Raw genomic sequence first — 23042 nt, forward strand, 5'->3', positions numbered from 1 at the left:
CCGATGAGTCCTGCCGGCGCTGCACAGCGGTTGACAAACCGATTGACCCGTTCCTGCCGCGGTGTCACCATGACGCTGCATGCACCTCGCTAGGTGAGGCGTCTGCACGGATAAAGGCCACTGACCTCGAACGTCGAAAGACGCCCAGGGTCAGGACAGCTCCTCCCGGCTTAAGGGTTGAGCCCAAGTGGCTTCCGGGACAACCGGATACGCCGTGTAGTGCCAAAGCTCTGACGAGAGAGGTGCCCTCCGGCGCACGACGTCGTCGGAGGGCTCACTCACTCTTGTGCAGCTGTGGTGGCACTACTGCGCGTAGGCGGTGAGGAGGTGGGCGAGAGTCAATTCTGGTGTCAGTCCTTGTCACAACCATCCGAAATCGATGACCGTTTCGCTCCGATCCGGTCACGGCACCGTATTCGCCGTCTGAATTCGCTTGCGCCAGGCCATCTCTCCGCCTTCGGCGGCACATGGCGTTGACGCAAACCGCAGCAGCACAGCGACTGAAGCCCGAAACCGGGTCGGACTTATCCGCAAGGAGAAGTCCAAATGTCTTTCGTGACGACACAGCCGGAAACGCTGTCTGCGGCGGCCGGCAATTTGCAGGGTATCGGTACGGAGCTCGCCGCGCAGAACGCGGCTGCATCCGGACCGACGACGGTAGTGGTACCCGCGGCGGCCGACGAGGTATCAGCGCTGACCGCGGCGCAATTCGCGGCGCATGCCCAGTTGTATCAGGCCGTCAGTTCCCAGGCATCGGCGGTTCACGAGATGTTCGTGAACACGCTGTGTGTCAGCGCCCGCTCGTATGCCGCCACCGAGGCCGCCAACGCGGTCGCTGCGGGTTAGGGGGGCGGCGCCATGGATTACGGAGCATTCCCACCAGAATTCAACTCCGCCCGCATGTACGCCGGCGGTGGTGCCGGGTCGTTGATGGCGGCGGCGTCGGCCTGGGATGGCTTGGCCGCCGAACTCAGTTCGGCGGCGGCTTCCTACTCGTCGGTGATTTCCGGCCTTGCCGGCAACACCTGGCTGGGCGCTGGTTCGGCGTCGATGGCGGCTGCTGCCGCGCCGTACGCGGCATGGATGAGTACCACTGCCGCGCAGGCCGAGTACACGGCCGGCCAAGCCAGGGCGGCCGCGGCGGCTTATGAAGCGGCATTTGCAATGACGGTTCCGCCACCGGTGATCGCCGCTAACCGCAGCTTGTTGATGTCGCTGGTCGCGACCAATGTGCTGGGTCAAAACACCCCGGCCATCGCAGCGACCGAAGCACATTACGGCGAAATGTGGGCCCAGGACGCCGGAGCAATGTACGGCTATGCCGCCGCCTCGGCCGTTGCCACGAAGGTGGACCCGTTCACGCCGCCCCTGCAGAACACGAACCAGGCCGGCGTGGCTGCACAGGGCGTCGCCGTCGGTCAATCCATTGGATCTGCGTCCGGCTCCGGCGTGCAATCGTCGCTATCCCAAGTGGTTTCGATGACGCCCAGTACATTGCAGAGGTTCGCGGCACCGGGAGTTTCGCCGGGGCTAGCGCCCGGCGATATCACCAACGCCGCAACGAATCTCATGAGCAGCTCGTTGACTCCGATGTCGTTGGCCGGCATCACCCAAGTAGGAGCGGATCTATCCGTCATCCATGCCCTCAACACCGCCGGTTCAGCCAGTGGGCTAGGGCCGGGCATTCTGACGCCGGGTGCGGGGATCAGCGCGGTTGGGCCAGCAGGCTCAGCAAGTCTGGGTGGCGGTGTATTGGCGGGAATGGGCCGCGGAACCACGATCGGATCGTTGGCGGTCCCGCAAAGCTGGGCCGTTGCCCCGGCGACGACCCCCTCGGCGACGGCGTCATTGGTCTCTAACTGGACCGCCGCCCCCCAGTCCGTAGCGGGGGAGATGGCCGGGACGCCCGGCATGCCGGGGATGCCGATGGTGGGGTCGTCCGGACGAGGGTTCGGTTTCGCGGCGCCCCGGTACGGGTTCCGTCCCATGGTGATGGCACATCCACCGGCTGCCGGATAGTGGAGGATGATCGAAAACACCAGTGCCCGAACGAGTTTCTGATGCGCAGGCAGAGCTGATCGCGCTGCCCGGCAATTGCCGCCGTTGAGTTGGTCGCCGCCGGTGTCGTAGACAAGCGAGCCGGCGACACGGGGCCCGGAAGCGCTCACAGCGGTTCAGCAGCTCGCAAACACTTCTAGTTAGCTCACGACGAGCGTGACGAGTAACCGCCATCGCCGGCGGCTCGGTGAACGCGGTGCTCAGCGCCACCACCCAGGCGAGCACCGACTCGACACCGCACCCGGTACCGGCACTGCCCAGCAACTTCTGACCGGGCCACTGCCGACGTTATCGAATGCGGTTTCAGGCGAAGCGAGTTGACGTGCCTCGATTCCGGTGCCACCATGGCCTCTGCAAGCACCTCGCTAGGTGAGGCGTCTGCACGGATATAGGCCACTGACCTCGAACGTCGAAAGACGCCCAGGGTCAGGACAGCTCCTCCCGGCTTAAGGGTTGAGCCCAAGTGGCTTCCGGGACAACCGGATACGCCGTGTAGTGCCAAAGCTCTGACGAGAGGGGTGCCGAGCCCGGTATTGATTGCCGGGTCGCCTCATCCCTGTGTGCAACCGTGTCGGCACCCCCGTGTGCCTCGGCCGCGAGGAGGTGAGAGCGAGATTGAGTCCCAGTGATAGTCCCTATCCGAGATCGATGACCGTTTCGTTCGAATCCGTCCCCGGCACGGTTTTCTCCATCTGATTCGGCTCGCCCTGAATGAGCTGATCGGCACGTCTTCACGTTAGGCGTGGGTGGTTTCGGCATGCCCTGATGCCACCGTGGCGGCTGGATTCGGCCTGCTCCCCGAAGGAGAAATCCGATGACTTTTCTGACTACACAGCCCGAAATGTTGACGGCAGCCGCCGGCAACCTGCAGGGCATTGGTTCTGCGATGTCGGCGCAGAACGCGGCCGTCGCAGGCCCGACAAGCGCGGTGTTTCCCGCTGCCGCTGACGAGGTCTCGGCGCTGACCGCAGCGCAGTTCGCTGCGCACGCACAGCTGTACCAGGTCGTCAGCGCACAGGCTGCGGCGATTCACGAAATGTTTGTGTCCACCATGCGCGCCAGCGCCGGGTCATACGCGGTCACTGAGGCCGCCAACGCGATCGCGGCCGGTTAAGGAGGGGTGTAGCAATGGATTTCGGAGCATTCCCACCAGAATTCAACTCCGCGCGCATGTATGCAGGGGCTGGCTCGGCCCCACTGCTTGCCGCGGCATCGGCGTGGCAGGGACTGGCCGCCGAATTGCGTTCGACAGCGGCCGCCTATGAGTCGGTGATCGCCGGGCTGACGAGCGAAGGGTGGATGGGGCCGGCGTCTGCATCGATGGCGGCCGCCGCCGCGCCGTACGCGACGTGGATGAGCACGACTGCCGCGCAAGCGGAACAGACCGCCGCGCAAGCCACGGCAGCGGCTGGCGCCTACGAGGCGGCGTTCGCGATGACGGTGCCGCCGCCAGTGGTCGCGGCCAACCGGACGCAGTTGGCTTCGCTGGTTGCGACCAACGTTTTGGGGCAGAACACACCGGCGATCGCGGCCACCGAGGCCCACTACGGCGAAATGTGGGCTCAGGACGCGACCGCGATGTACGGGTATGCCGGATCGTCGGCAGCCGCCTCGAAGGTCACCCCCTTCCGCGCGCCGCGGCACAACACCAACCCCGCGGGTTTGGTCGCGCAGCAGGCCGCGGGTGCTCAAGCCGCCGGCGCCAGCACGCAGTCACAGCTGTCCCAGCTGGTGACCGCGATGCCGACGACGCTGCAGGGGTTGGCATCACCGATGGCAGGCACCGGGTCGGGTTCCGGGCTTGGGGGCCTTTTCGGTGGGACGGGTATTCAACCCGGAGATATCACGAACGGAATCACAAACCTGATGAGCAGCTCTTTCAGCCCGATGGGCATAGCTGGTATCACCCAGATCGGGGCGGATGCCGCCGTCATCCGCGGTGCGGCAATAGCGCCCTTCGACCCGCTGGCTCTGGGCGGGCTGGACGGACTCCCAGCCGTGGCACCGGGCGCCGGGATATCCGCGATCGGACCGGCCGGCTTGGGCGGAGGCGCCGTTTCGGCGGGGATCGGTCAGGCGAAAATGGTCGGCTCCTTGTCGGTGCCACAGGGCTGGGCCGCCGCCACCCCGGTGGCCAATTCCGCCGTTGCGCGGTTCCCGGCCAGCGGCTGGACCAGCGCCGTTCCGGCGGCCGAACCGGGTGGCATGCCCGGCATGCCGGGCATGCCGATGGCGGGTGCAGGCGCACGCGGCTACGGCTTTGCCGCACCCCGGTACGGCTTCAAACCGACGGTGATGGCTCGACCGGTGATCGCCGGCTGACCCAACGACGAACGAATTCACACTGCCAGTGACGCACACAAAGGAGACATTGAGATGCCTACGCGTTTTATGACTGACCCGCACGCCATGCGCGACATGGCCGGCCGTTTCGACGTGCACGCCCAGACCGTCGAGGACGAGGCCCGCAAAATGTGGGCCTCCAGCCAAAACATCGCCGGAGCCGGCTGGAGCGGAACCGCCCAACTGACCTCTCACGACACCATGGGCCAGATGAACACCGCGTTTCGCAACATCGTCAACATGCTCCACGGCGTGCGCGACGGGCTGATCCGCGACGCCAACAACTACGAATCCCAAGAACAGACCTCACAGCAAATACTCAGCAGCTAAACAGCCACATGCCAGCGACGGCTGAGTACGCTTTTCTTCACGTTAGGAGACGTAGATGACTATTAACTACCAATTCGGCGACGTGGACGCCCACGGCGCGCTGATCCGCGCCCAGGCCGCCTCCCTGGAAGCCGAACACCAGGCCATCGTCCGCGATGTGCTTGCCGCCGGCGACTTTTGGGGCGGCGCAGGCTCGGTGGCCTGCCAAGAGTTCATCACCCAACTGGGCCGCAACTTCCAAGTCATCTACGAACAAGCCAACGCCCACGGCCAAAAAGTCCAAACGGCCGGCAACAACATGGCCTCCACCGACTCCGCCGTCGGCTCCAGCTGGGCCTGATCCCGGCTCATGGCACGTCCCGATCGTCGCGCCGGCTCTGCATCACCGGCGGTGAAAACTTTCACCGCAGGCGTGCCGCGGATGGCGTGTCATGCCGAAAGCTTCTGGCGTGCCTACGAACTCGATGCACTGCGCCGAAACCATCACGTCGACGGGTTTCTCCAGCGGCGCATGCATCGACAATGGCGCACCAGGGGGTCATAGCCGGGTCCCGCCGGTGATTTCTCTCGGTGCTGCACACATTTACACAATGGTTTCGGCGCGCCGCCGCCACATACTCGTTGTTTGCCAATAGGTTTATCGGTTGGTCACGTTGCCGCAATCTAAACCGAACAATGATCGCTGATCATCAAGCGACACAACAGAGCGACGGCTCGGGCGTACGAAAAGCCAACCGCAGCAACCAACTCGGGACTCAACATCATCGATAGGACCGCCAGCTTTTCAAAAGACAGCACAACCACCGGCCCGGATTGCGCTAGCTAAGGCCGAAAGGTAGTCGAAATGTATTTCGGAGCGTTACCGCCGGAAATCATCTCCGGCCGCATGTACCTCGGACCCGGATCCGGGCCGATGATCGCCGCCGCGGCCGCCTGGGACGGGCTGGCCGCCGAGTTGGGTACGACGGCCTCCTCCTATCAATCGGTCATCGAAGGTCTCGCCGGCGGAGCCTGGCAGGGCCCGACGTCGCTGGCGATGGCGGCGGCCGCCGCGCCATATGTGGCGTGGATGAGTGCCAGTGCGGCGCAGGCCGAGCAGACCGCCAGTCAGGCCAAGGCGGCGGCGGTCGCATACGAGACCGCGTTCGCCGCCACCGTTCCGCCGCCGGTGATCGCCGCCAACCGCAGTCTGCTGATGACGCTGATCGCCACCAACCTGCTGGGGCAGAACACCGCGGCGATTGCAGCCACCGAATTCCACTATTCGGAGATGTGGGCGCAGGACGCGGCCATGATGTACGGCTATGCGGCTGCTTCGGCAAGCGCGACCCAGTTGACACCGTTCACCCCACCGCCAGACACCACCAGGACAGACGGGTTGACCGCACAGGCTGCGACGATCGCCCAGGCGGTCGGCAGATCGGCGGGCGCAAATACCCAGACCAGCCTGTCGCAGCTGGTGTCCGCGGTACCCAAAACACTGCAGAGCTTCGCCGCACCATTGGCGCCGGCGGCGGATCCGCCCACGTCGTTTCTGGATTTCATCACCGGCCCTACCTCGCCGATCTCCTACTTCCCGGTCGCCGGCGTGCCCTACCTGTTGGCGTTTCAGAACGTGCTGTTGCCGATGGTGGGGCAGAACTTGGCGACCGCGCTCGGGTCACCGGTCAGCACCGGCTCGTTGCTGGCCGGCGAGCTCGGCGCGGGGACGCATGCACTCGGGGCCACCGGCGTCGGCTCGGCGGTATCGGCCGGGATGGGCAACGCCGGCATGGTCGGGAAGCTGTCCGTGCCGCAAGGCTGGGCCGCCGCCGCGCCGGCGATCAGACCGGCGGCCTTTGTGTTGCCGGGCAGTGGCCTCGGAGCCGCCCCGGCTGTCATGGCCGAGGGCTCAGAAGGTCTCTTCAGCCAGATGGCGTTGTCGAGTCTGGCCGGTCGTGCCATCGCCGGTACCGGCGGCAGCGTTGCCCGCTCGGTAGGGGGCACGACTGCGGCCTCCATGGGCGGAGCCGATGTCGCCACGACGGCAACGATCATCGTGATACCGGCGGACGAATGACGATGCTCGTCACGAAGCAAGGGGACTAGCAATGGATTTCGGGGCATTCCCACCGGAGATCAATTCCGCTCGCATCTACGCCGGCCCGGGTTCGGGATCGATGGTAACTGCAGCAGCGGCCTGGGACGGGCTGGCCGCGGAGCTGCGTTCATCGGCGGCCGCATACAGCGCCACGGTCTCCGGGCTGACGGCAGAATCATGGCAAGGCCCGTCCTCGGCCGCCATGATGAACGCGGCAGCGCCTTACGCGGCGTGGATGAATACCACGGCAGCCCAAGCCGAGCAGACCGCCATCCAGGCTCGGATGGCCGCAGTCGCCTACGAGACCGCGTTCGCCGCAATGGTGCCTCCGCCCGTGATCGCGGCCAACCGTAGCCAACTCGCGTCGCTGGTAACGACAAACATTTTCGGGCAGAACACCGTGTCGATCGCGGCCACCGAGGCTCAGTACGGCGAAATGTGGGCCCAGGACGCCGCGGCGATGTACAGCTACGCCGGTCAGTCGGCGGCCGCCTCGAGAGTGACCCCGTTTGTCGCGGCGCCGGAGGTCGCTAAGTCCGGCGGCGCGCTGACCCAGCTCGCTGGGACCGCTCAATCGACCGGCGCCAGCACGCACAGCACACTGTCGCAGCTGATGTCCACGACACCGCAGGCGCTGCAAGCCCTGCAAGCACCGCTGGCCGATCCGCCCACGCTGTCCCAAATCAGCGCGTATATCGAAGCAATTCCGAAGCTGATCCTGCCGGCTAACGACGTGTTGATCACCGTGATATTCGGGCTCGCGGCAGCGGTGCGGGCGATCACGTCGGCATCCGCCAGCGCCGGAACCGGAGCGCTGGCAGCGGGACTCGGTACGGCAACACATGTCGCCGGTGTCGCCGGAGTTGCCGGCTCGGCAGCGTCGGCCGTCTCGGCGGGGATGGGCAACGCGGGCATGGTCGGAGCACTGGCCGTGCCGCCCAGCTGGGCCGCGGCCACCCCGACAATCCGCCTGGCGGCCAGCGTTTTACAGGGCACCGGTGTGGGCGCCGCCCCGACGGTGATCGCGGAGGGCCCGGCCGGATTGTTCGGTTCGCTGGCCCTGGCCGGCATGGCCGGCAGCGCGCTGGGGAGCGCTGCTCCCGCCAGGGTTGTGGGCGGACCCGCCGCCAAGGTCGGCCGGCCCGCTGCCGGCAACGACGCCCAGACGCCGGACAAGCTCAAGCGTGTGCTGGCGGAGATGTCGCAGAAACCGGAATCGGTGCAGCACTGGCACACTGACCACGCTCAGCTCGAGAGCTTGCTCGCGCAATTGTCGAAGAAGCCGGGCGTCCACGCCGTGCACGTGTCCGGCAAAGCCAAACCCGCCAAACCACAGTCGCTGTAGTCCGTCATCGCCCCGGCGCGCGGTGGGCGTCAACGTCGTCCACACTGAGAACGACACGTCGGGACGACAGGGGAGCGTGATGCAGACGCTGAGCACCGCCGACTTCGCGCTGCGGTTGGCCGTGGGCTTGGGCTGTGGAGCGATGATCGGGCTGGAGCGCCAGTGGCGGGCGCGGATGGCCGGGCTGCGCACCAACGCCCTGGTGGCAGCCGGCGCCACCTTGTTCGTGCTCTACGCCGTCGCCGCCAACGACACCAGCCCCACCAGGGTCGCGTCCTATGTGGTGTCCGGTGTGGGTTTCCTCGGTGGCGGGGTCATCCTGCGCGAGGGATTCAACGTCCGCGGGCTCAACACCGCCGCCACCCTGTGGTGTTCGGCCGCGGTTGGGGTGCTGGCCGCCGCCGGGCACCTGCTGTTCGCGCTGATCGCCACCGGAACCGTCGTGGCCACCCACCTTTTGGGGCGCCCACTGGGACACCTCATCGACCACGACAACATCGTCGAGGAGGACGAAGACCAGCAGCCCTATCAACTGCAGCTGATCTGTCGCCCCAAGTCCGAGAAATACGCTCGCGCCCAGATCGTGCAGCGCACCAGCGGGAACGACTTTGTGCTGCGCGGCATCCACACCGGGCGGGCCCCCGACGACAACGTCGCCTTGACCGCGTATCTGCTCAGCGACGGCCACGCCCCGGCCCGGCTCGAGCGGCTCGTCGCCGAACTTTCGTTGCAGCCGGGTGTGCACGCGGTGCATTGGTACGCCGGCGACCAGGCCAACCCGATGCCGCCCGCACCGCAGCCCGATTAGCCGCCAATTTCAGGCCGGCCTTGCAAATCTGGTGCGGCAGCAGCCAGCAATGCCGCGCGGCCACCGCTCGAGGGCGGATAGATCCGCTGGGTATTGATGGTCCGCTTCGTCGATTTGGCCTCGCTGCCACAGGCCACCACCTGGCGGTTCCAACCTTCGGTGTACACGGCGCCGGCCGCTCCAAGGTCGAGAACTGCGACATACCAAGGGATTCGAAGGGGCAGCATCGGTTCGCCGAGCAGATCGCTGACGACGTTGTAACCGGCGTAGCGGCCCATTGGTCGACCGTGCTGGCATGACATCACCGACAGGTGGTCGTCGTCCATCGTGGCGGCGGCGACATCACCGGCCGCGAACAGCGCCGGGACTCCGATCACCTGAAGATAGTCGTCGACCCGCACCCGCCCGAGCCGATCACCGGCCACAGGCAGCTGGGCAGTCAACGGGCTGGCCCGCATGCCGGCGCACCAGACCACTGTCGCCGCGTCGATCTGCTCTCCCGAGGAGAAGGACACGCCCCGCCGGGTTACTTCGGCGACTCCCGTCCCCAACCTGGTCTCAATACCGTTTTCGGACAAAGCCTGTTCGATCACCGGGCGCGCCGACGGGCCCATATCGGACCCCACCCACGGGTTCCGGTCGACGAGTAGCACTCGCGGCGCGATTGCGTCGGTCACTGCGGCCAGCCGGCCGGGCAGCTCACAGGCGGTTTCGATGCCGGTCAGCCCGCCGCCGACCACGACGGCGGTGGCCGCTGCGGGCGTCGACGGACCGCTCGCCAGCCTGCGTAGATGTTGCGCCAACGCCATGGCGCCGTCGTAGGTGTCGACGTCAAACCCGAAGTCTCGCAAGCCGGGGATATCGGGCTTGACGACCTGACTGCCCGAGGCCAACACCAGACCGTCGTAGCGGTGTGCTGTTCCCGTCGAGGTGGTGACGGCCCGTGCATCGGTGTCGATCGCGGTCACTTCGGCGGCGAGATGGGTGATACCGGCGGGGTCGAGCACGTCGGCGAGCGGGATACGGCACGCGCTCAGGTCCGCCTCGTAGTTACGGACCCGGATATCGTGGAAGGGCTTGCGGCTCAACACTGTAACGTCGACATCACCGTCGGGCACGCCTAGTTCACCGAGGCGGCGAGCCGCGCCCAGCGCGGCCCACAAGCCCGCAAAGCCCGAACCAATGACGAGGATGTCGCTCAAGGGCTCAACACCTGCTGGATCTGGGTGAGCGTCTCACCGCCGTGCCGACCGGGCAGCAGCATCCACACGTGCATCCCGCCCGGTCGTTCGTACCAGCCGATGTCTAGTCCGTGCGCCGTCGCGCGCTGATGGAAGGCGCGAGCGTCCGGATTGAGCACATCGTGGGTTCCGGTGAACACCGTCAGCCGCGGGAGTTCCGTCAGCGGTCCGACACTCGGGCTGACCAACGGGGTGTCCAGCGGATCGCCGCCCGCATAGCGGATTCCCGCGGCGCGCAGATCGTCCAGATTCAGCAACGGATCGATCTTGGCGACGGCGGTCACACCGGGGTCGGGCAGCGCGACGTGCATCCAGGGCGACAGCAGCACCGCGTCGCTCGGCTGTGCCAGCCCGGCGTCGCGTACCGCGTGACACAGCGCGAAGGCCATCCCGCCGCCGGCCGAATCACCCATGAAGGCAATTGAATTCGGTTCACGGGCGTCCAGCAGGCGCCGGTAGGTCTGCAGCAGAAATGGAAACACCTCGCGGTAGCTGTGTTCGGGAGCGATCGGGTAGATCGGCACGGTTAGCGTGCGCCGCAAGGTGTTGGCCAGCTTTGCAATGGCCGGCCAGTGAAAATGGGGGAGCAGGTCGAGCACGTAGGCGCCACCATGCAGATACAGCAGATGACCGCTGAGCGCGTCTTGGTCGACCAGCCGCGGGCTGACCTCGTACACCGGGCGGCCGGCGAGGTCCACCCGCTCGACCCGGATTCGTTTGAGCACCCGCTTGGATGGCTGACCGGCGTACGGCGGTCTCGGGTGAGCAGCCCACTGGTCGAGCTTCGCCGCGGGAAACAGCCGGTTGCGGACGCCGGTGGAGCGCAGCAACCGCTGAGCAAGGCCGGGCGTGAGCGTCGTACGGTCGATCGCCTTCATCAGCGACAGTCTGAACGGTGCGCGCAGGTTAGACCAGCCGCCCCATCCCGGCGGCAAGGCATATGGTGTCTGCTGTGGATGCGTTCGCGGATTTCCTGGCCATGCTGCCGGAGCAAATGCGCGACCCGGTGTTGTTCGCCATCCCGTTTTTCCTGTTGCTGTTGATCCTGGAATGGACGGCGGCGCGCAAGCTCGAACACATCGAGCGGTCCGCTCGGCCGGCATCCGGCGCCTATCTGGTCCGCGATTCGTGGGCCAGCATCTCGATGGGACTCGTCTCGGTCGCCACCACCGCCGGCTGGAAGTTCCTGGCTCTGCTGGGCTACGCGGCGATCTATGCCTACCTGGCGCCATGGCACCTGCCCGCCACCCGGTGGTACACCTGGGTCATCGCGATCCTCGGTGTTGATCTGCTGTATTACTGCTATCACCGCATCGCCCACCGGGTCCGGCTGATCTGGGCCACCCACCAGGCCCACCACTCCAGCCAGTATTTCAATTTCGCCACCGCCCTGCGCCAGAAGTGGAATAACAGCGGTGAGATTTTGATGTGGATACCGTTGCCGCTGTTGGGGATTCCGCCCTGGATGGTTTTCGTCAGCTTTTCGGTCAGCCTGATCTACCAGTTCTGGGTGCACACCGAGCGGATCCACACGATGTGGCGCCCTATCGAATTCCTCTTCAACACGCCGTCACATCACCGGGTGCACCACGGCATGGACCCTGAATACCTCGACAGGAACTACGGCGGGATCCTGATCATCTGGGACCGGTTGTTCGGCACGTTCCAGCAGGAGACGTTCCGTCCGCATTACGGGCTCACCAAACAAGTCGACACTTACAACATCTGGACGTTGCAGACCCACGAATATCTGGCGATCGTCCGCGATCTGCGCTCCGCGACACGGCTGCGCGACCGGTTCGGCTACCTGTTCGGTCCACCAGGCTGGGCACCGCGCACCGCGCACCGAAGCGACGTCGAGTCGCCGGCGCTCACCTGACCGAGAGCCGGCCCTGGCCCGGCGAGAAAGGAAATGCAGTGGGAGACACGCTGACCGAGGGGCAGAAGCTGGTCAAAGGGGAGTCGCTAACCTCCCGGAACGGGGCCTACACCCTGACGTTGCACGACGACGGCAATTTGGTGCTGGCGTCTCGCGGCGAGGCACTGTGGTCGACGGGGACCAGCGGCCAGGACGCCGTGCGCGCCGAGGTGCAACGCGACGGCAACTTTGTCCTCTACACCGCCGACAAGCCGGTGTGGCACAGCGACACCAAGGGCAAGAAGAACGTCCGGCTGGTGCTGCAGGACGACCGCAATCTGGTGCTCTATGCCGCCGACGGGCCCGCGTGGTCGACCAAAACTGAGACCGCCGAGCAGCCGACGCCGTCGCCGGCGGCTGAGCCGCCTGCACCCGAGGTGACGACCGCTCCTGAGGAAGCAGTCCCCGCACCGGAACCCGAGCCGACGCCGCCGCCGCAACCCGAGCCGCAGACCTACACCGTCGTGGCCGGGGACACCCTGTGGGCCATCGCGGAGCGCTTCTACGGCGACGGCAGCAAATACCAGGTCATCGCCGACGCCAGCGGCATCTCCAACCCCGACCTGATCCAACCCGGCCAAGTGCTGACGATTCCCTGATATCAGGCTGGTTGACGATACCGCCGTCGGAGTCGATTCGACTGCGCTAACGTTTGACAGCACTACGCCGATAACCTCACCAGCGGCCGGCACCAGGCGGGCCCGGACGGATCGGAGTCTATGGTGCGCCGCCAAGCCACCCGCGTGTTCACCGCGGCCGTCGCTGCCACAGCGTTGGCGGCCGGGCTGCCGTCGACGGTGGTCCACGCCGACCCCGTGCCGGTTTTTCCGGGGATGGAGATTCACCAGGGCGGTCAGCTCTGCACGTTGGGCTACGTCGACCCGGCGCTGCGGGTCGCCTTTACCGCCGGTCATTGCCGCGGCGATGGCCCGGTGACCGACAAGGACAACCGTGTTATCGGCAGCCTGGCGACGTTTCGGGACAACACCCCCAACGGCGCGACGGTGGCCACCGACCAGCCCATCACCGACTACGAATCGATTGTGTTGGCCCCCGACGTCATGGCGAACAATGTCCTGCCGAGCGGGCGCCCACTGGAGTCGGATCCGGGGTTGGCCATCAAGCCCGGTGACGCGGTGTGCCATTTCGGTGTCGTCACCGGCGAGAGTTGCGGAACGATTGACAGCGTCAACAACGGGTGGTTCACCATGGCGCATGGTGTGGTCAGCCAGAAGGGCGACTCCGGCGGGCCGGTGTATGTGAACAATGCCGCCGGGCCGGCTCGGATCGCCGGGATCTTCAACAGCACATGGGGCGATTTCCCCACCGCGGTGTCCTGGCGGGCCACCTCGCAGCAGGTCCTCGAGGACGTCAGGGGACACCCGGCGGCGGCAGCGCTTGCCAAGCTCGCCAGTCAGTGACTCGCCAGGGCGAAGACCGGGATCTCCGGCGCCGCCGCGCGTACCTGCCGTTCGTCGGACTCGGGCGTGAGCCCGGCCATGTGCCCCTTGACCTCCCAGTACCACCTGTCCAGATAGCGCCGCAGTAGCTCTGGCTTGTCGACGTCGGTCAGCTCGGTGGCCCGGGCCCGCCGACGATGCCAACGCGGCCCGATGTCGACGAAGCCGGCGGCCCGCACGTTACGGACCCACTGGGTGTTGCCGCGCGGCGACACCAGGTAGTTGACTCCATCGACGCTCAGCACATTGACCACCACGTGGCGCAGTTTCCCGCTTTTGCGCCCCTGGACCCGAAGGGCCCGGGTGCCGGCAATGCTGACACCCAGGTCAGCCAGTCCGCGAATAAGCCGGTTGGCGGCGCGGGCCGCCCGGTTCGGTTCGTCGTAGCGCACCGACATGGCCTGTCCTCCTGCCTCGATTCACTTTGAGAGCACCGCTCTCTGCGCCGACTTTGCCGTACCGGGCCCGAAAAAGCAAGAGCGGTGATCTCTGTTGTGTCAGACTCGCCCAAATGGGCAAAAGGCGCGAAGCGCGCGAACGTATCGAGGCGCAAATCTTCGAATTGGGCCGCCGACACCTGGTGGATTACGGCGCGGCCGGGCTGTCGCTGCGCGCCATCGCGCGCGACCTGGGCATGGTGTCCTCGGCGGTGTACCGATATGTGTCCAGTCGCGACGAGCTACTGACGCGGCTGCTCGTCGACGCCTATTCCACGTTGGCCGATGCCGTCGACCACGCCCGCGCCGCCGACCCCGAGGTGTGGAGCGACGATGTGCTGGCGATCGCGCACGCCGCCCGCCGATGGGCGATCGCTCACCCGGCCAGCTGGGCGCTGCTGTACGGCAGTCCGGTGCCCGGCTATCACGCCCCGGCCGAGCGAACGATTGGTCCAGGCACCCGGGTGGTTGGCGCGTTGTTCGACGCAGTCGCCGCAGGGATAACGACCGGGGACATCGTTTTGACGAATGGTGCTGCGCCGCAACCTGTATCGGCTGACTTCGACCGTCTCCGACACGAGTTCGGTTTTCCCGGCGACGATCCCGTCGTCGCCAAATGCTTCGCGATCTGGGCCGGCCTGGTGGGCGCGATCAGCCTTGAGGTGTTCGGACAGTACGGCTCGGACACGCTCACCGACCCCGAGGCGGTGTTCGACTCCCAGGTCCGGCTGTTGGCCGGTCTGCTGAAACAGCAGAATTAGAACGTGTTCACGCCGGTTGCCCAGCCATGGCAGTGCGGGCGGTGGCAACATCTTTCTTGCGGGCGGCGGCACTGGGCTATTCTGCGAAGCGATGAGCCTTCCCGCGCAGTCGCCGGTCCAGATCGCTTGGGTGACCCACGACCTGAACGCCACCGAAACAGCTCTCACCGGCCTATTAGGCGTCAAGAAGTGGTTCCGGATGCCGGAGGTGCATTTCGCCCCGGACACCTGCAGCTACCACGGCGAGCCCGCCGATTTCGTCGCCAGCATCTCGTTGAGCTACCTCGGCGACATGCAGCTGGAGTTGATCGCGCCGGTGCGCGGGCAGAATATCTATAGTGACTTTCTGCGGGAGTGCGGGCCAGGCCTGCACCACATCTGCGTCGAGGCCGACAGCACTGAAAGCTTTACCGCGATGATCGCCGAAGCCGACGCGCACGGGGCTTCCGTCGTCCAGCAGGGCACGATGCCGGGCGGCATGCAGTTCGCGTACCTGTCCGCACCGCAGTCCGGAGTGCCGTTCGTGGAGATCGCGTACATCAGTGACGAGATCCGGCAGTTCTTCGACTACATCAAACAGGAGCAGCAATGAGCCGCGCCAACGACGATGCAGAGCACAAGAGCGATGAAGAGGAGTGGCGCCAATGAGCACCGAGATACCAGCAACGGTCATCACGAACGACGTGACCTCCTGGTCGGATGACGTCGACGTCGTGGTGGTCGGTTTCGGCATTGCCGGCGGCTGTGCGGCAGTCAGCGCGGCGGCCGCGGGTGCCCGGGTGCTGGTGCTGGAGCGCGCCGCCGCGGCGGGCGGCACCACCGCAATGGCCGGCGGACACTTCTACCTCGGCGGCGGGACCGCGGTTCAGCAAGCAACCGGACACCCGGATTCGGCCGACGAAATGTTCAAGTATCTGGTCTCGGTGTCACGTCGGCCCGACCATGCCAAGATCCGCTGCTACTGCGATGGCAGCGTCGAGCACTTCAATTGGCTGGAGGACCTGGGTTTTCAGTTCGAGCGCAGTTATTACCCGGAAAAGGCAGTGATTCAGCCCAACACCGAAGGCTTGATGTACACCGGCAACGAAAAGGTATGGCCGTTCAAGGATCAGGCCGTACCCGCGCCGCGCGGACACAAGGTGCCAGTACCCGGCGACACCGAAGGGGCCAAGTTGGTGATCGACCTGCTGCTCAAGCGGGCCGAAAACCTCGGTGTGCAAATTCGTTACGAAACCGGTGCCACCGCGTTGGCGGTAGACGAATCGGGCGCGGTGTCCGGGGTGCTGTGGAAGAAGTTCGCCGAAACCGGTGCCATCCGGGCTAAGTCGGTGATCCTGGCCGCCGGCGGCTTCGTGATGAATCCCGAGATGGTGGCCACCTACACGCCCAAGCTGGCCGAAAAGCCGTTCGTGCTGGGCAACACCTACGACGACGGGCTAGGTATCCGGTTGGGGGTCTCGGCCGGTGGCGCCACTCAGCACATGGACCAGATTTTCATCACCGCTCCGGCGTATCCGCCGTCGATCCTGCTCACCGGGATCATCGTCAACAAGCAAGGCAAGCGGTTCGTTGCCGAAGACTCCTACCATTCGCGCACATCGGGTTTCGTGATGGACCAACCCGACAGCGCTGCGTTCCTGATCGTCGATGAGGCACACCTACGGCATCCCCAGGTACCGCTGGTCCCGTTGATCGACGGCTGGGAGACGGTCTCGGAAATGGAAGCAGCGCTGGGTATTCCGTCAGGTAACTTGGTCGCGACGCTGGATCGCTACAATCAGTTCGCCGCCCGCGGTGAAGATCCCGATTTTCACAAGCAACCGGAATTTCTTGCGCCGCAAGATAATGGGCCATGGGGTGCATTCGACCTGTCGCTCGGTAAGGCGATGTACGCTGGCTTCACCATCGGCGGGCTGGCGACCTCCGCCGACGGCCAGGTGCTACGCGAGGACGGCACGGTCGTCGCCGGCTTGTATGCGGCGGGGGCCTGCGCGTCCAATATCGCCCAGGACGGCAAAGGCTATGCCAGCGGCACCCAGTTGGGCGAGGGATCGTTCTTCGGCCGCCGCGCCGGAGCACACGCGGCGAGCTGAATTTTTTGCCGCGAGCGTGCGTGTCCCCGGTCGACACGCCGCGTTTAAACCCGTTTTTGCGCACGCTCGCGGGCAAAGACAGCGCTACACGCGCGCCGGCTCTTCGTCGACCGGGCCCAGCCGCCACCGGCCTTCGCCGAGCAGTTGCAGGCGCTGATCGTGATGCGGCTCAACCGTGCTGCGGTGGCTGACGCTGACGACGATGGTGTCCGGCAACTCTTCACGCATCAACTGATACATCGCCAGCTCGAGCCCCTCGTCCATCGCCGAGGTGGCCTCATCGAGGAACACTGCCTTGGGCTTGGTCAACAGAACGCGGGCGAATGCAACCCGCTGCTGCTCGCCGGGTGAGAGCACCTTGGCCCAATCCTGGTCCTCGTCGAGGCGATCAACCAGGTGGGGCAGCACCACTTTTACCAACACGTCACGCAGCTCGTCATCCGGGATCTCATGAGTCGAGGCGGGATAAGACACCACCGCCCGCAGATCGCCCAGCGGCACATACGGCAGCTGGGACAGGAACATCGTCTCGTTTGCGGCATCCGGCCGTCGCAAAGTCCCGGATGCATACGGCCACAACTCCGCAAGACTGCGCAGCAGAGTCGTCTTCCCGCTGCCCGACGGACCGGTGATCACCAACGCGTCACCGACCGACAGGTGCACGTCGAGGGAATCGATGAGCTGGCTGCCGTCCGGGGTTCGCACCTCGACGCCCTCGATGTCGACCGAATCATCGACACTTGGCGTGGTGAGAATTTCGGGCAACTCGCGTGCTTTCTCGTCGGCGTCGACCAGGCCGTGCAACCGAATGATCGCCGCCCGGTAGCTGGCGAACTGGTCATAGGCGTTGCGGAAGAAAGACAGCCCGTCGTGAATGCTGCCGAACGCTGTTGCAGTCTGGATGACGTCGCCGAACTTGATCTGTCCGGCGAACAAGCGAGGCGCCTGGAGCACCCAGGGCAATGGGACGATGGCCTGACTCACCGACAGATTCCACCCCGTGAAGCCGATCGTCCGATTTACGAATCGCAGGTAGTTGTCGATGATCAGCCGGAACCGCTGGGACAGCTGCACTCGTTCGGCCCGCTCGCCGCGATAGAAGCCGACGGCTTCGGCGGCATCGCGCACCCGCACCAGCGCGTAGCGGAAGGCGGCGTTGGTGAGCTCGTTGCGAAAACTGAGCCAGATCAGCGGCCGGCCGACCCAGAACGCAATGGCGCTAACCACCAACACGTAGAGGATGACGATCCAGAACATCGCCCTGGGCATGCTGACCCCGAAGACGGTGAGCGTGCCCGACAGGTTCCACAGAATGGCCGTAAAAGAAACGACCGACAGCATCGACTGGACCCCGCCGAAGAGCAGCGTGCTGCCGGTGCTGTTGGACGGCACGTTAGGCGTGGCTCCCACCCCGGCGGTGAAGACGTCGATGTCCTGCTGAATGCGCTGGTCGGGATTGTCGATCGTGCCATCGATGAATCGGCCGCGGTAGTAAGACCGCCCGTTCAGCCAGTCACCGGAGAGCCGGTCGGTGAGCCAGATCCGCCACGCGACCATGAAGCGCTGGGTGAGATAGATGTCGAGCATCACCCGCATCACGTGTAGCACCGCCATGATGCTGAAAATCAGGATCGACATCCAAAAGCCATGCACCCCAGACTGTTTTACGTCATCGTCGTGGGTGGCCATGCCTTGCACGGCGGTTTGTATCGACGAGTTCAGATCGTTGGCCTGGTAGCTGAACAACACATTGAGCCGCACGGCAATCACCACCGAGAGCAGCAGGATGCCCAGCATCAGCCACACCGGGATGCTGTGGCGGCCGGCGAAATAACCGCCGGTGATCCGCCAGAATTGGTGGCCCCACGGCGTGAGAAACCGAAGCGCCACAAGCACGACGACCACGCACGCTGCGCTGATCACCCACGCCAGCCCCACCCATGACAACGAATCGACCAGGGCACGGCCCCAGTCGATGGACGGCTTGAACAGCTCCACTGTGTGCGCCTGCCTCTTGGTCCCTGCCCAGCGTCCGTCGAACGCCGGCCTGACGAAACTTTCCCGGCGAAGCTACCGCAGCCGCGGCTAGGCTCGCCGGGTGAGCATCGACGCTGCGACCACCTTGCATGCCGGCCGACTCATCGCGCGCCGGCTGAAAGCCAGCGGGATCGACACGATCTTCACCTTGTCAGGTGGCCACCTGTTCTCCATATACGACGGCTGCCGCAGCGAGGACATCCGGCTGATCGACACCCGCCACGAGCAGACCGCCGCCTTCGCCGCCGAAGGCTGGTCGAAAGTCACCCGGCAGCCGGGTGTGGCCGCATTGACTGCGGGGCCCGGCGTCACCAACGGAATGAGCGCAATGGCCGCCGCGCAACAAAACGCATCCCCGCTGTTGGTGCTTGGCGGTCGGGCACCGGCGCTGCGGTGGGGCATGGGATCGCTGCAGGAAATCGATCATGTCCCGTTCGTCGCGCCGTTGGCCCGGTACGCGGCCACCGCACAGTCTGCGGACGCGGTGTGCGGGCTCATCGACGACGCGCTGCGGGCTACGGTCGCGGCGCCGTCGGGGGTGGCGTTCCTCGATTTCCCGATGGATCACGTGTTTTCCGAAGCTGTGGACGACAGCCGGCCGGGCGCGTTGACCGACGTGCCGGCCTTACCGCCGCCCGACGGCGACGCGCTCGAGCGGGCCGTCGGCTTGCTGGCCGCAGCGCGGCGCCCCGTCATTATGGCCGGCACCAACGTGTGGTGGGGTCATGCCGAAGACGCGTTGCTGCAGCTGGTGGAGCAGCGGCGGATCCCGGTACTGATGAATGGAATGGCCCGCGGCACCGTACCGGCCGATCATGACCTGGCGTTCTCGCGGGCGCGCTCAAAAGCCTTGGGGGAGGCCGACGTTGCCCTGGTCGTCGGTGTGCCGATGGATTTTCGGCTGGGCTTCGGCGCGGTGTTCGGCGACAAGACGCAGCTGATCGTGGCGGACCGCGCCGCACCGGACCGCGACCATCCCCGGCCGGTGGCGGCCGCGCTGTACGGCGACCTGACGACGACCCTGTCGGCGCTGAGCGAGGGCGCGCCGATCAGCGACGAGGACTGGATCGCCGATTTGTGTGCGGCCGAGACGGCGGCGCGCGGCCGAGAGCAGGCCGACTTGGCCGACGACCGAGCCCCGCTGCACCCGATGCGGGTATACGCCGAACTGGCGCCGCTGCTGGACCGCGACGCGATTGTCGTCGTCGACGCCGGTGACTTCGGTTCCTACGCGGGCCGGGTGATCGACAGCCATGTCCCGGGCGCCTGGCTCGACAGCGGCCCGTTCGGCTGCCTCGGCTCTGGTCCGGGTTATGCGCTGGCCGCCAAGCTGGCCCGACCCGACCGCCAGGTTGTGCTGCTGCAGGGCGACGGCGCGTTCGGGTTTTCCGGGATGGAGTGGGACACCCTGGCCCGGCACGCCGTACAGGTGGTGTCAGTCGTGGGCAACAACGGGATCTGGGCGCTGGAGAAGCACCCGATGGAAGCGCTGTATGGCTATTCGGTGGTGGCCGAGTTGCGCCCGGAAACCCGCTACGACGAGGTCGTGCGTGCCCTCGGCGGTTACGGTGAGCTGGTGTCGGCGCCCGGCGAGTTGCGGCCCGCGCTGGAGCGGGCGTTCGCCTGTGGGCTACCTGCCGTCGTCAACGTCCTCACCGACCCGGATGTCGCCTACCCCCGCCGATCGAACCTCGCCTGATCGGCCGGCTGCTCCGCGAGCGTGCGTAGAACCGGAATTCGTCCGTATTTGAACTGGAACACGCACGCTCGCGCCGCAGCGGAGTGCTCCGCGTACCGTTGATCTGTGCCCAAGACGACCAGCGCCCAGCCGAGCCGCCTGAGCAGCCGATTCTGGCGGCTGCTGGGCGCCAGCACCGAAAAGAACCAAAGCCGATCGCTTGCCGAGGTCACCGCCTCCTCGGAGTACGACAAGAAGGCCGCCGACCTCGACGACGAGCAGCTGCGCAAGGCCGCCGGCCTGCTCAAGCTTGACGACCTCGCCGCCTCCGCCGACATCCCGCAGTTCCTGGCGATCGCCCGGGAAGCCGCCGAACGGTCCACCGGGCTGCGACCGTTCGACGTGCAGTTGCTGGGCGCGCTGCGCATGCTGGCCGGTGATGTGATCGAAATGGCCACCGGCGAGGGCAAAACGCTGGCCGGTGCGATCGCCGCCGCCGGATATGCCCTGGCCGGGCGGCACGTTCACGTCGTCACGATCAACGACTACCTGGCCCGCCGCGACGCCGAATGGATGGGTCCGCTGCTCGAGGCGCTGGGCCTGACCGTCGGCTGGGTTACCGCCGAATCGACGGCCGAACAACGCCGGGCGGCCTACACCTGCAACATCACGTATGCCTCGGTCAACGAAATCGGCTTCGACGTGCTGCGCGACCAACTGGTCACCGACGTCGACGACCTGGTGTCGCCGAACCCCGACGTTGCGCTGATCGACGAGGCCGACTCGGTGCTGGTCGACGAGGCGCTGGTGCCGCTGGTGCTGGCCGGAACCACTCACCGGGAAACCCCGCGGGTGGAGATCATCAATCTGGTCGGCGAGCTGCGGGCGGGCGAGGATTTCGACACCGACTCCGACAGTCGCAACGTGCATTTGACCGACGCCGGCGCCCGCAAAGTCGAAAAGGCGCTCGGCGGTATCGACCTGTACTCCGAGGAACACGTCGGCACCACACTCACCGAGGTCAACGTCGCCCTGCACGCCCATGTGCTGCTGCACCGCGACGTGCATTACATCGTCCGCGACAGCGCAGTACACCTGATCAACGCCTCTCGAGGGCGCATCGCGCAGCTGCAGCGCTGGCCGGACGGCCTGCAGGCGGCGGTGGAAGCCAAGGAGGGCATCGAGACCACCGAAACCGGCGAGGTGCTCGACACCATCACGGTGCAGGCGCTGATCAACCGGTATCCGACGGTGTGCGGCATGACCGGCACCGCGCTGGCCGCCGGTGAGCAGCTGCGCCAGTTTTACAAACTCGGGGTCTCGCCGATTCCGCCGAACACCCCGAACATCCGCGAAGACGAGGCTGATCGGGTCTACATCACCGCGGCGGCCAAGAACGACGCGGTCATCGCGCACATCACCGAGGTGCACGAGAGCGGACAGCCGGTGCTGGTCGGCACCCGCGACGTGGCCGAATCCGAGGAGCTGCACGAGCGGCTGGTGCGTCGCGGTGTGCCTGCGGTGGTGCTCAACGCCAAAAACGACGCGGAGGAAGCCCGGGTGATCGCCGAGGCCGGCAAGCTGGACACGGTGACGGTGTCCACCCAGATGGCCGGGCGCGGCACCGACATCCGGCTGGGCGGCTCCGACGAGTCCGACCACGAAAAGGTCGTCGAGCTGGGCGGGCTGCACGTGATCGGCACCGGTCGGCACAACACACAACGGCTGGACAACCAGCTGCGTGGCCGCGCCGGACGTCAGGGCGACCTGGGGTCGTCGGTGTTCTTCTCCAGTTGGGAGGACGACGTCGTCGCCGCCAACCTCGAGTCCACCAAGCTGCCGATGGATACCGACGACGACGGGCGCATCACCAGCTCCAAGGCGGCGGGCTTGCTGGACCACGCCCAACGGGTTGCCGAGGGCCGGATGCTGGATGTGCACGCCAACACCTGGCGCTACAACCAGTTGACCGCCCAGCAGCGCGCGATCATCGTCGAGCGCCGAAACACGTTGCTGTCCACGGCAACTGCGCGCGAGGAGCTAGCCGAGCTGGCGCCCAAGCGCTACCAGGAGTTGTCCGAGACGCTTTCCGAGGAGCGTTTGGAAAAGATCTGCCGGCTGATCATGCTCTATCACCTGGACCGCGGGTGGGCCGACCATCTGGCGTATCTGGCCGACATCCGCGAAAGCATCCACTTGCGGGCCCTGGGCCGGCAGAATCCGCTCGACGAATTTCACCGGATGGCCGTCGACGCGTTCGCGTCGCTGGCGGCCGACGCGATCGAAGCCGCCCAGCAGACGTTGGAGACCTCGCCGACCGTCGAGGACGAGCCGGGAATAGACCTGTCGAAGTTGGCGCGGCCCACCTCGACCTGGACCTACATGGTCCACGACAACCCGTTGGCCGACGAGACACTGTCCGCACTCAGCCTGCCCGGGATATTCCGCTGAGC

21 protein-coding genes and 2 riboswitches are annotated in these 23042 nt (G+C 66.0%); of the genes, 17 read left to right on the forward strand and 4 right to left on the reverse strand.

The window, feature by feature from the left end; genetic code table 11:
• The first annotated feature begins 78 nt into the window (after positions 1-78).
• Positions 79-249: riboswitch (M-box (ykoK) riboswitch) on the forward strand.
• Between the two features lie 297 nt (positions 250-546).
• The 9 genes from AC5Y42_RS18100 (at position 547) to AC5Y42_RS18140 (ending at position 8964) form a co-directional block, all read left to right on the forward strand.
• Complete coding sequence (locus AC5Y42_RS18100) at positions 547-846, forward strand: PE family protein (RefSeq protein WP_499899966.1); 300 nt, start codon at positions 547-549, stop codon at positions 844-846.
• 12 nt (positions 847-858) lie between these two features.
• Positions 859-2019, forward strand: coding sequence for a PPE family protein (locus AC5Y42_RS18105; RefSeq protein ID WP_499899967.1), 1161 nt, complete (start codon positions 859-861; stop codon positions 2017-2019).
• 393 nt (positions 2020-2412) lie between these two features.
• A riboswitch (M-box (ykoK) riboswitch) is annotated at positions 2413-2583 on the forward strand.
• Between the two features lie 289 nt (positions 2584-2872).
• On the forward strand, positions 2873-3172 hold the full coding sequence (locus tag AC5Y42_RS18110) for a PE family protein (RefSeq protein ID WP_499883871.1): 300 nt from the start codon (positions 2873-2875) through the stop codon (positions 3170-3172).
• 14 nt (positions 3173-3186) lie between these two features.
• Positions 3187-4380, forward strand: coding sequence for a PPE family protein (locus tag AC5Y42_RS18115; RefSeq protein ID WP_499899968.1), 1194 nt, complete (start codon positions 3187-3189; stop codon positions 4378-4380).
• A 54-nt stretch (positions 4381-4434) separates the two neighbouring features.
• On the forward strand, positions 4435-4731 hold the full coding sequence (locus tag AC5Y42_RS18120; RefSeq protein ID WP_499899969.1) for a WXG100 family type VII secretion target: 297 nt from the start codon (positions 4435-4437) through the stop codon (positions 4729-4731).
• Positions 4732-4786: 55 nt separating this feature from the next.
• Positions 4787-5071, forward strand: coding sequence for a WXG100 family type VII secretion target (locus tag AC5Y42_RS18125; protein ID WP_065012885.1), 285 nt, complete (start codon positions 4787-4789; stop codon positions 5069-5071).
• A gap of 504 nt (positions 5072-5575) precedes the next feature.
• A complete protein-coding gene (locus AC5Y42_RS18130; protein WP_499899970.1) occupies positions 5576-6790 on the forward strand; it encodes a PPE family protein in 1215 nt (404 codons plus the stop codon).
• A gap of 31 nt (positions 6791-6821) precedes the next feature.
• Positions 6822-8156: a PPE family protein gene (locus AC5Y42_RS18135; protein ID WP_499899971.1), complete on the forward strand. Its 1335-nt coding sequence runs from the start codon at positions 6822-6824 to the stop codon at positions 8154-8156.
• 79 nt (positions 8157-8235) lie between these two features.
• Positions 8236-8964 carry an MgtC/SapB family protein gene (locus tag AC5Y42_RS18140; protein WP_499899972.1) on the forward strand — a complete coding sequence of 243 codons (729 nt, stop codon included), beginning with the start codon at positions 8236-8238 and terminating at the stop codon, positions 8962-8964.
• Here AC5Y42_RS18140 and AC5Y42_RS18145 read toward each other — a convergent pair.
• Together AC5Y42_RS18145 and AC5Y42_RS18150 are read right to left on the reverse strand one after the other, a co-directional pair.
• Complete coding sequence (locus tag AC5Y42_RS18145; protein WP_499899973.1) at positions 8961-10166, reverse strand: NAD(P)/FAD-dependent oxidoreductase; 1206 nt, start codon at positions 10164-10166, stop codon at positions 8961-8963. The two genes, AC5Y42_RS18140 and AC5Y42_RS18145, sit on opposite strands and share 4 nt — an antisense overlap.
• Complete coding sequence (locus AC5Y42_RS18150) at positions 10163-11083, reverse strand: alpha/beta hydrolase fold domain-containing protein (RefSeq protein WP_499899974.1); 921 nt, start codon at positions 11081-11083, stop codon at positions 10163-10165. The genes AC5Y42_RS18145 and AC5Y42_RS18150 overlap by 4 nt, the downstream gene beginning before the upstream one ends.
• A gap of 74 nt (positions 11084-11157) precedes the next feature.
• Between AC5Y42_RS18150 and AC5Y42_RS18155 the strand changes: the two genes are divergently transcribed.
• The 3 genes from AC5Y42_RS18155 (at position 11158) to AC5Y42_RS18165 (ending at position 13544) form a co-directional block, all read left to right on the forward strand.
• Positions 11158-12084, forward strand: coding sequence for a sterol desaturase family protein (locus tag AC5Y42_RS18155; RefSeq protein WP_499899975.1), 927 nt, complete (start codon positions 11158-11160; stop codon positions 12082-12084).
• A gap of 38 nt (positions 12085-12122) precedes the next feature.
• Entirely contained in the window at positions 12123-12722 is a 600-nt protein-coding gene (locus tag AC5Y42_RS18160; protein WP_499899976.1) for a LysM peptidoglycan-binding domain-containing protein, read from the forward strand.
• A gap of 120 nt (positions 12723-12842) precedes the next feature.
• Entirely contained in the window at positions 12843-13544 is a 702-nt protein-coding gene (locus AC5Y42_RS18165; protein WP_499899977.1) for an Rv1815 family serine proteinase, read from the forward strand.
• Here the strand turns inward: AC5Y42_RS18165 and AC5Y42_RS18170 are convergent.
• Positions 13538-13981: a nitroreductase family deazaflavin-dependent oxidoreductase gene (locus AC5Y42_RS18170; protein ID WP_499899978.1), complete on the reverse strand. Its 444-nt coding sequence runs from the start codon at positions 13979-13981 to the stop codon at positions 13538-13540. The two genes, AC5Y42_RS18165 and AC5Y42_RS18170, sit on opposite strands and share 7 nt — an antisense overlap.
• A 113-nt stretch (positions 13982-14094) precedes the next feature.
• Between AC5Y42_RS18170 and AC5Y42_RS18175 the strand changes: the two genes are divergently transcribed.
• From AC5Y42_RS18175 to AC5Y42_RS18185, 3 genes are all read left to right on the forward strand, one after another.
• Positions 14095-14781: a TetR/AcrR family transcriptional regulator gene (locus AC5Y42_RS18175; protein ID WP_499899979.1), complete on the forward strand. Its 687-nt coding sequence runs from the start codon at positions 14095-14097 to the stop codon at positions 14779-14781.
• A 91-nt stretch (positions 14782-14872) separates the two neighbouring features.
• The gene (locus AC5Y42_RS18180) at positions 14873-15373 is read left to right on the forward strand and encodes a VOC family protein (protein WP_499899980.1); all 501 of its coding nucleotides are present in this window, start codon (positions 14873-14875) and stop codon (positions 15371-15373) included.
• 52 nt (positions 15374-15425) lie between these two features.
• Entirely contained in the window at positions 15426-16874 is a 1449-nt protein-coding gene (locus AC5Y42_RS18185; RefSeq protein WP_499899981.1) for an FAD-binding protein, read from the forward strand.
• A gap of 84 nt (positions 16875-16958) precedes the next feature.
• On the opposite strand, the gene AC5Y42_RS18190 is transcribed toward AC5Y42_RS18185, so the two are convergent.
• A complete protein-coding gene (locus AC5Y42_RS18190) occupies positions 16959-18872 on the reverse strand; it encodes an ABC transporter ATP-binding protein/permease (protein WP_499899982.1) in 1914 nt (637 codons plus the stop codon).
• A 100-nt stretch (positions 18873-18972) separates the two neighbouring features.
• Between AC5Y42_RS18190 and AC5Y42_RS18195 the strand changes: the two genes are divergently transcribed.
• Both AC5Y42_RS18195 and secA2 read left to right on the forward strand, forming a co-directional pair.
• Positions 18973-20610 carry an acetolactate synthase gene (locus AC5Y42_RS18195; protein WP_499899983.1) on the forward strand — a complete coding sequence of 546 codons (1638 nt, stop codon included), beginning with the start codon at positions 18973-18975 and terminating at the stop codon, positions 20608-20610.
• Positions 20611-20715: 105 nt separating this feature from the next.
• A complete protein-coding gene (gene secA2 / locus AC5Y42_RS18200) occupies positions 20716-23040 on the forward strand; it encodes an accessory Sec system translocase SecA2 (protein ID WP_499899984.1) in 2325 nt (774 codons plus the stop codon).
• Positions 23041-23042 lie beyond the last annotated feature (2 nt).

This window comes from Mycobacterium sp. NGS48 (assembly GCF_059812585.1).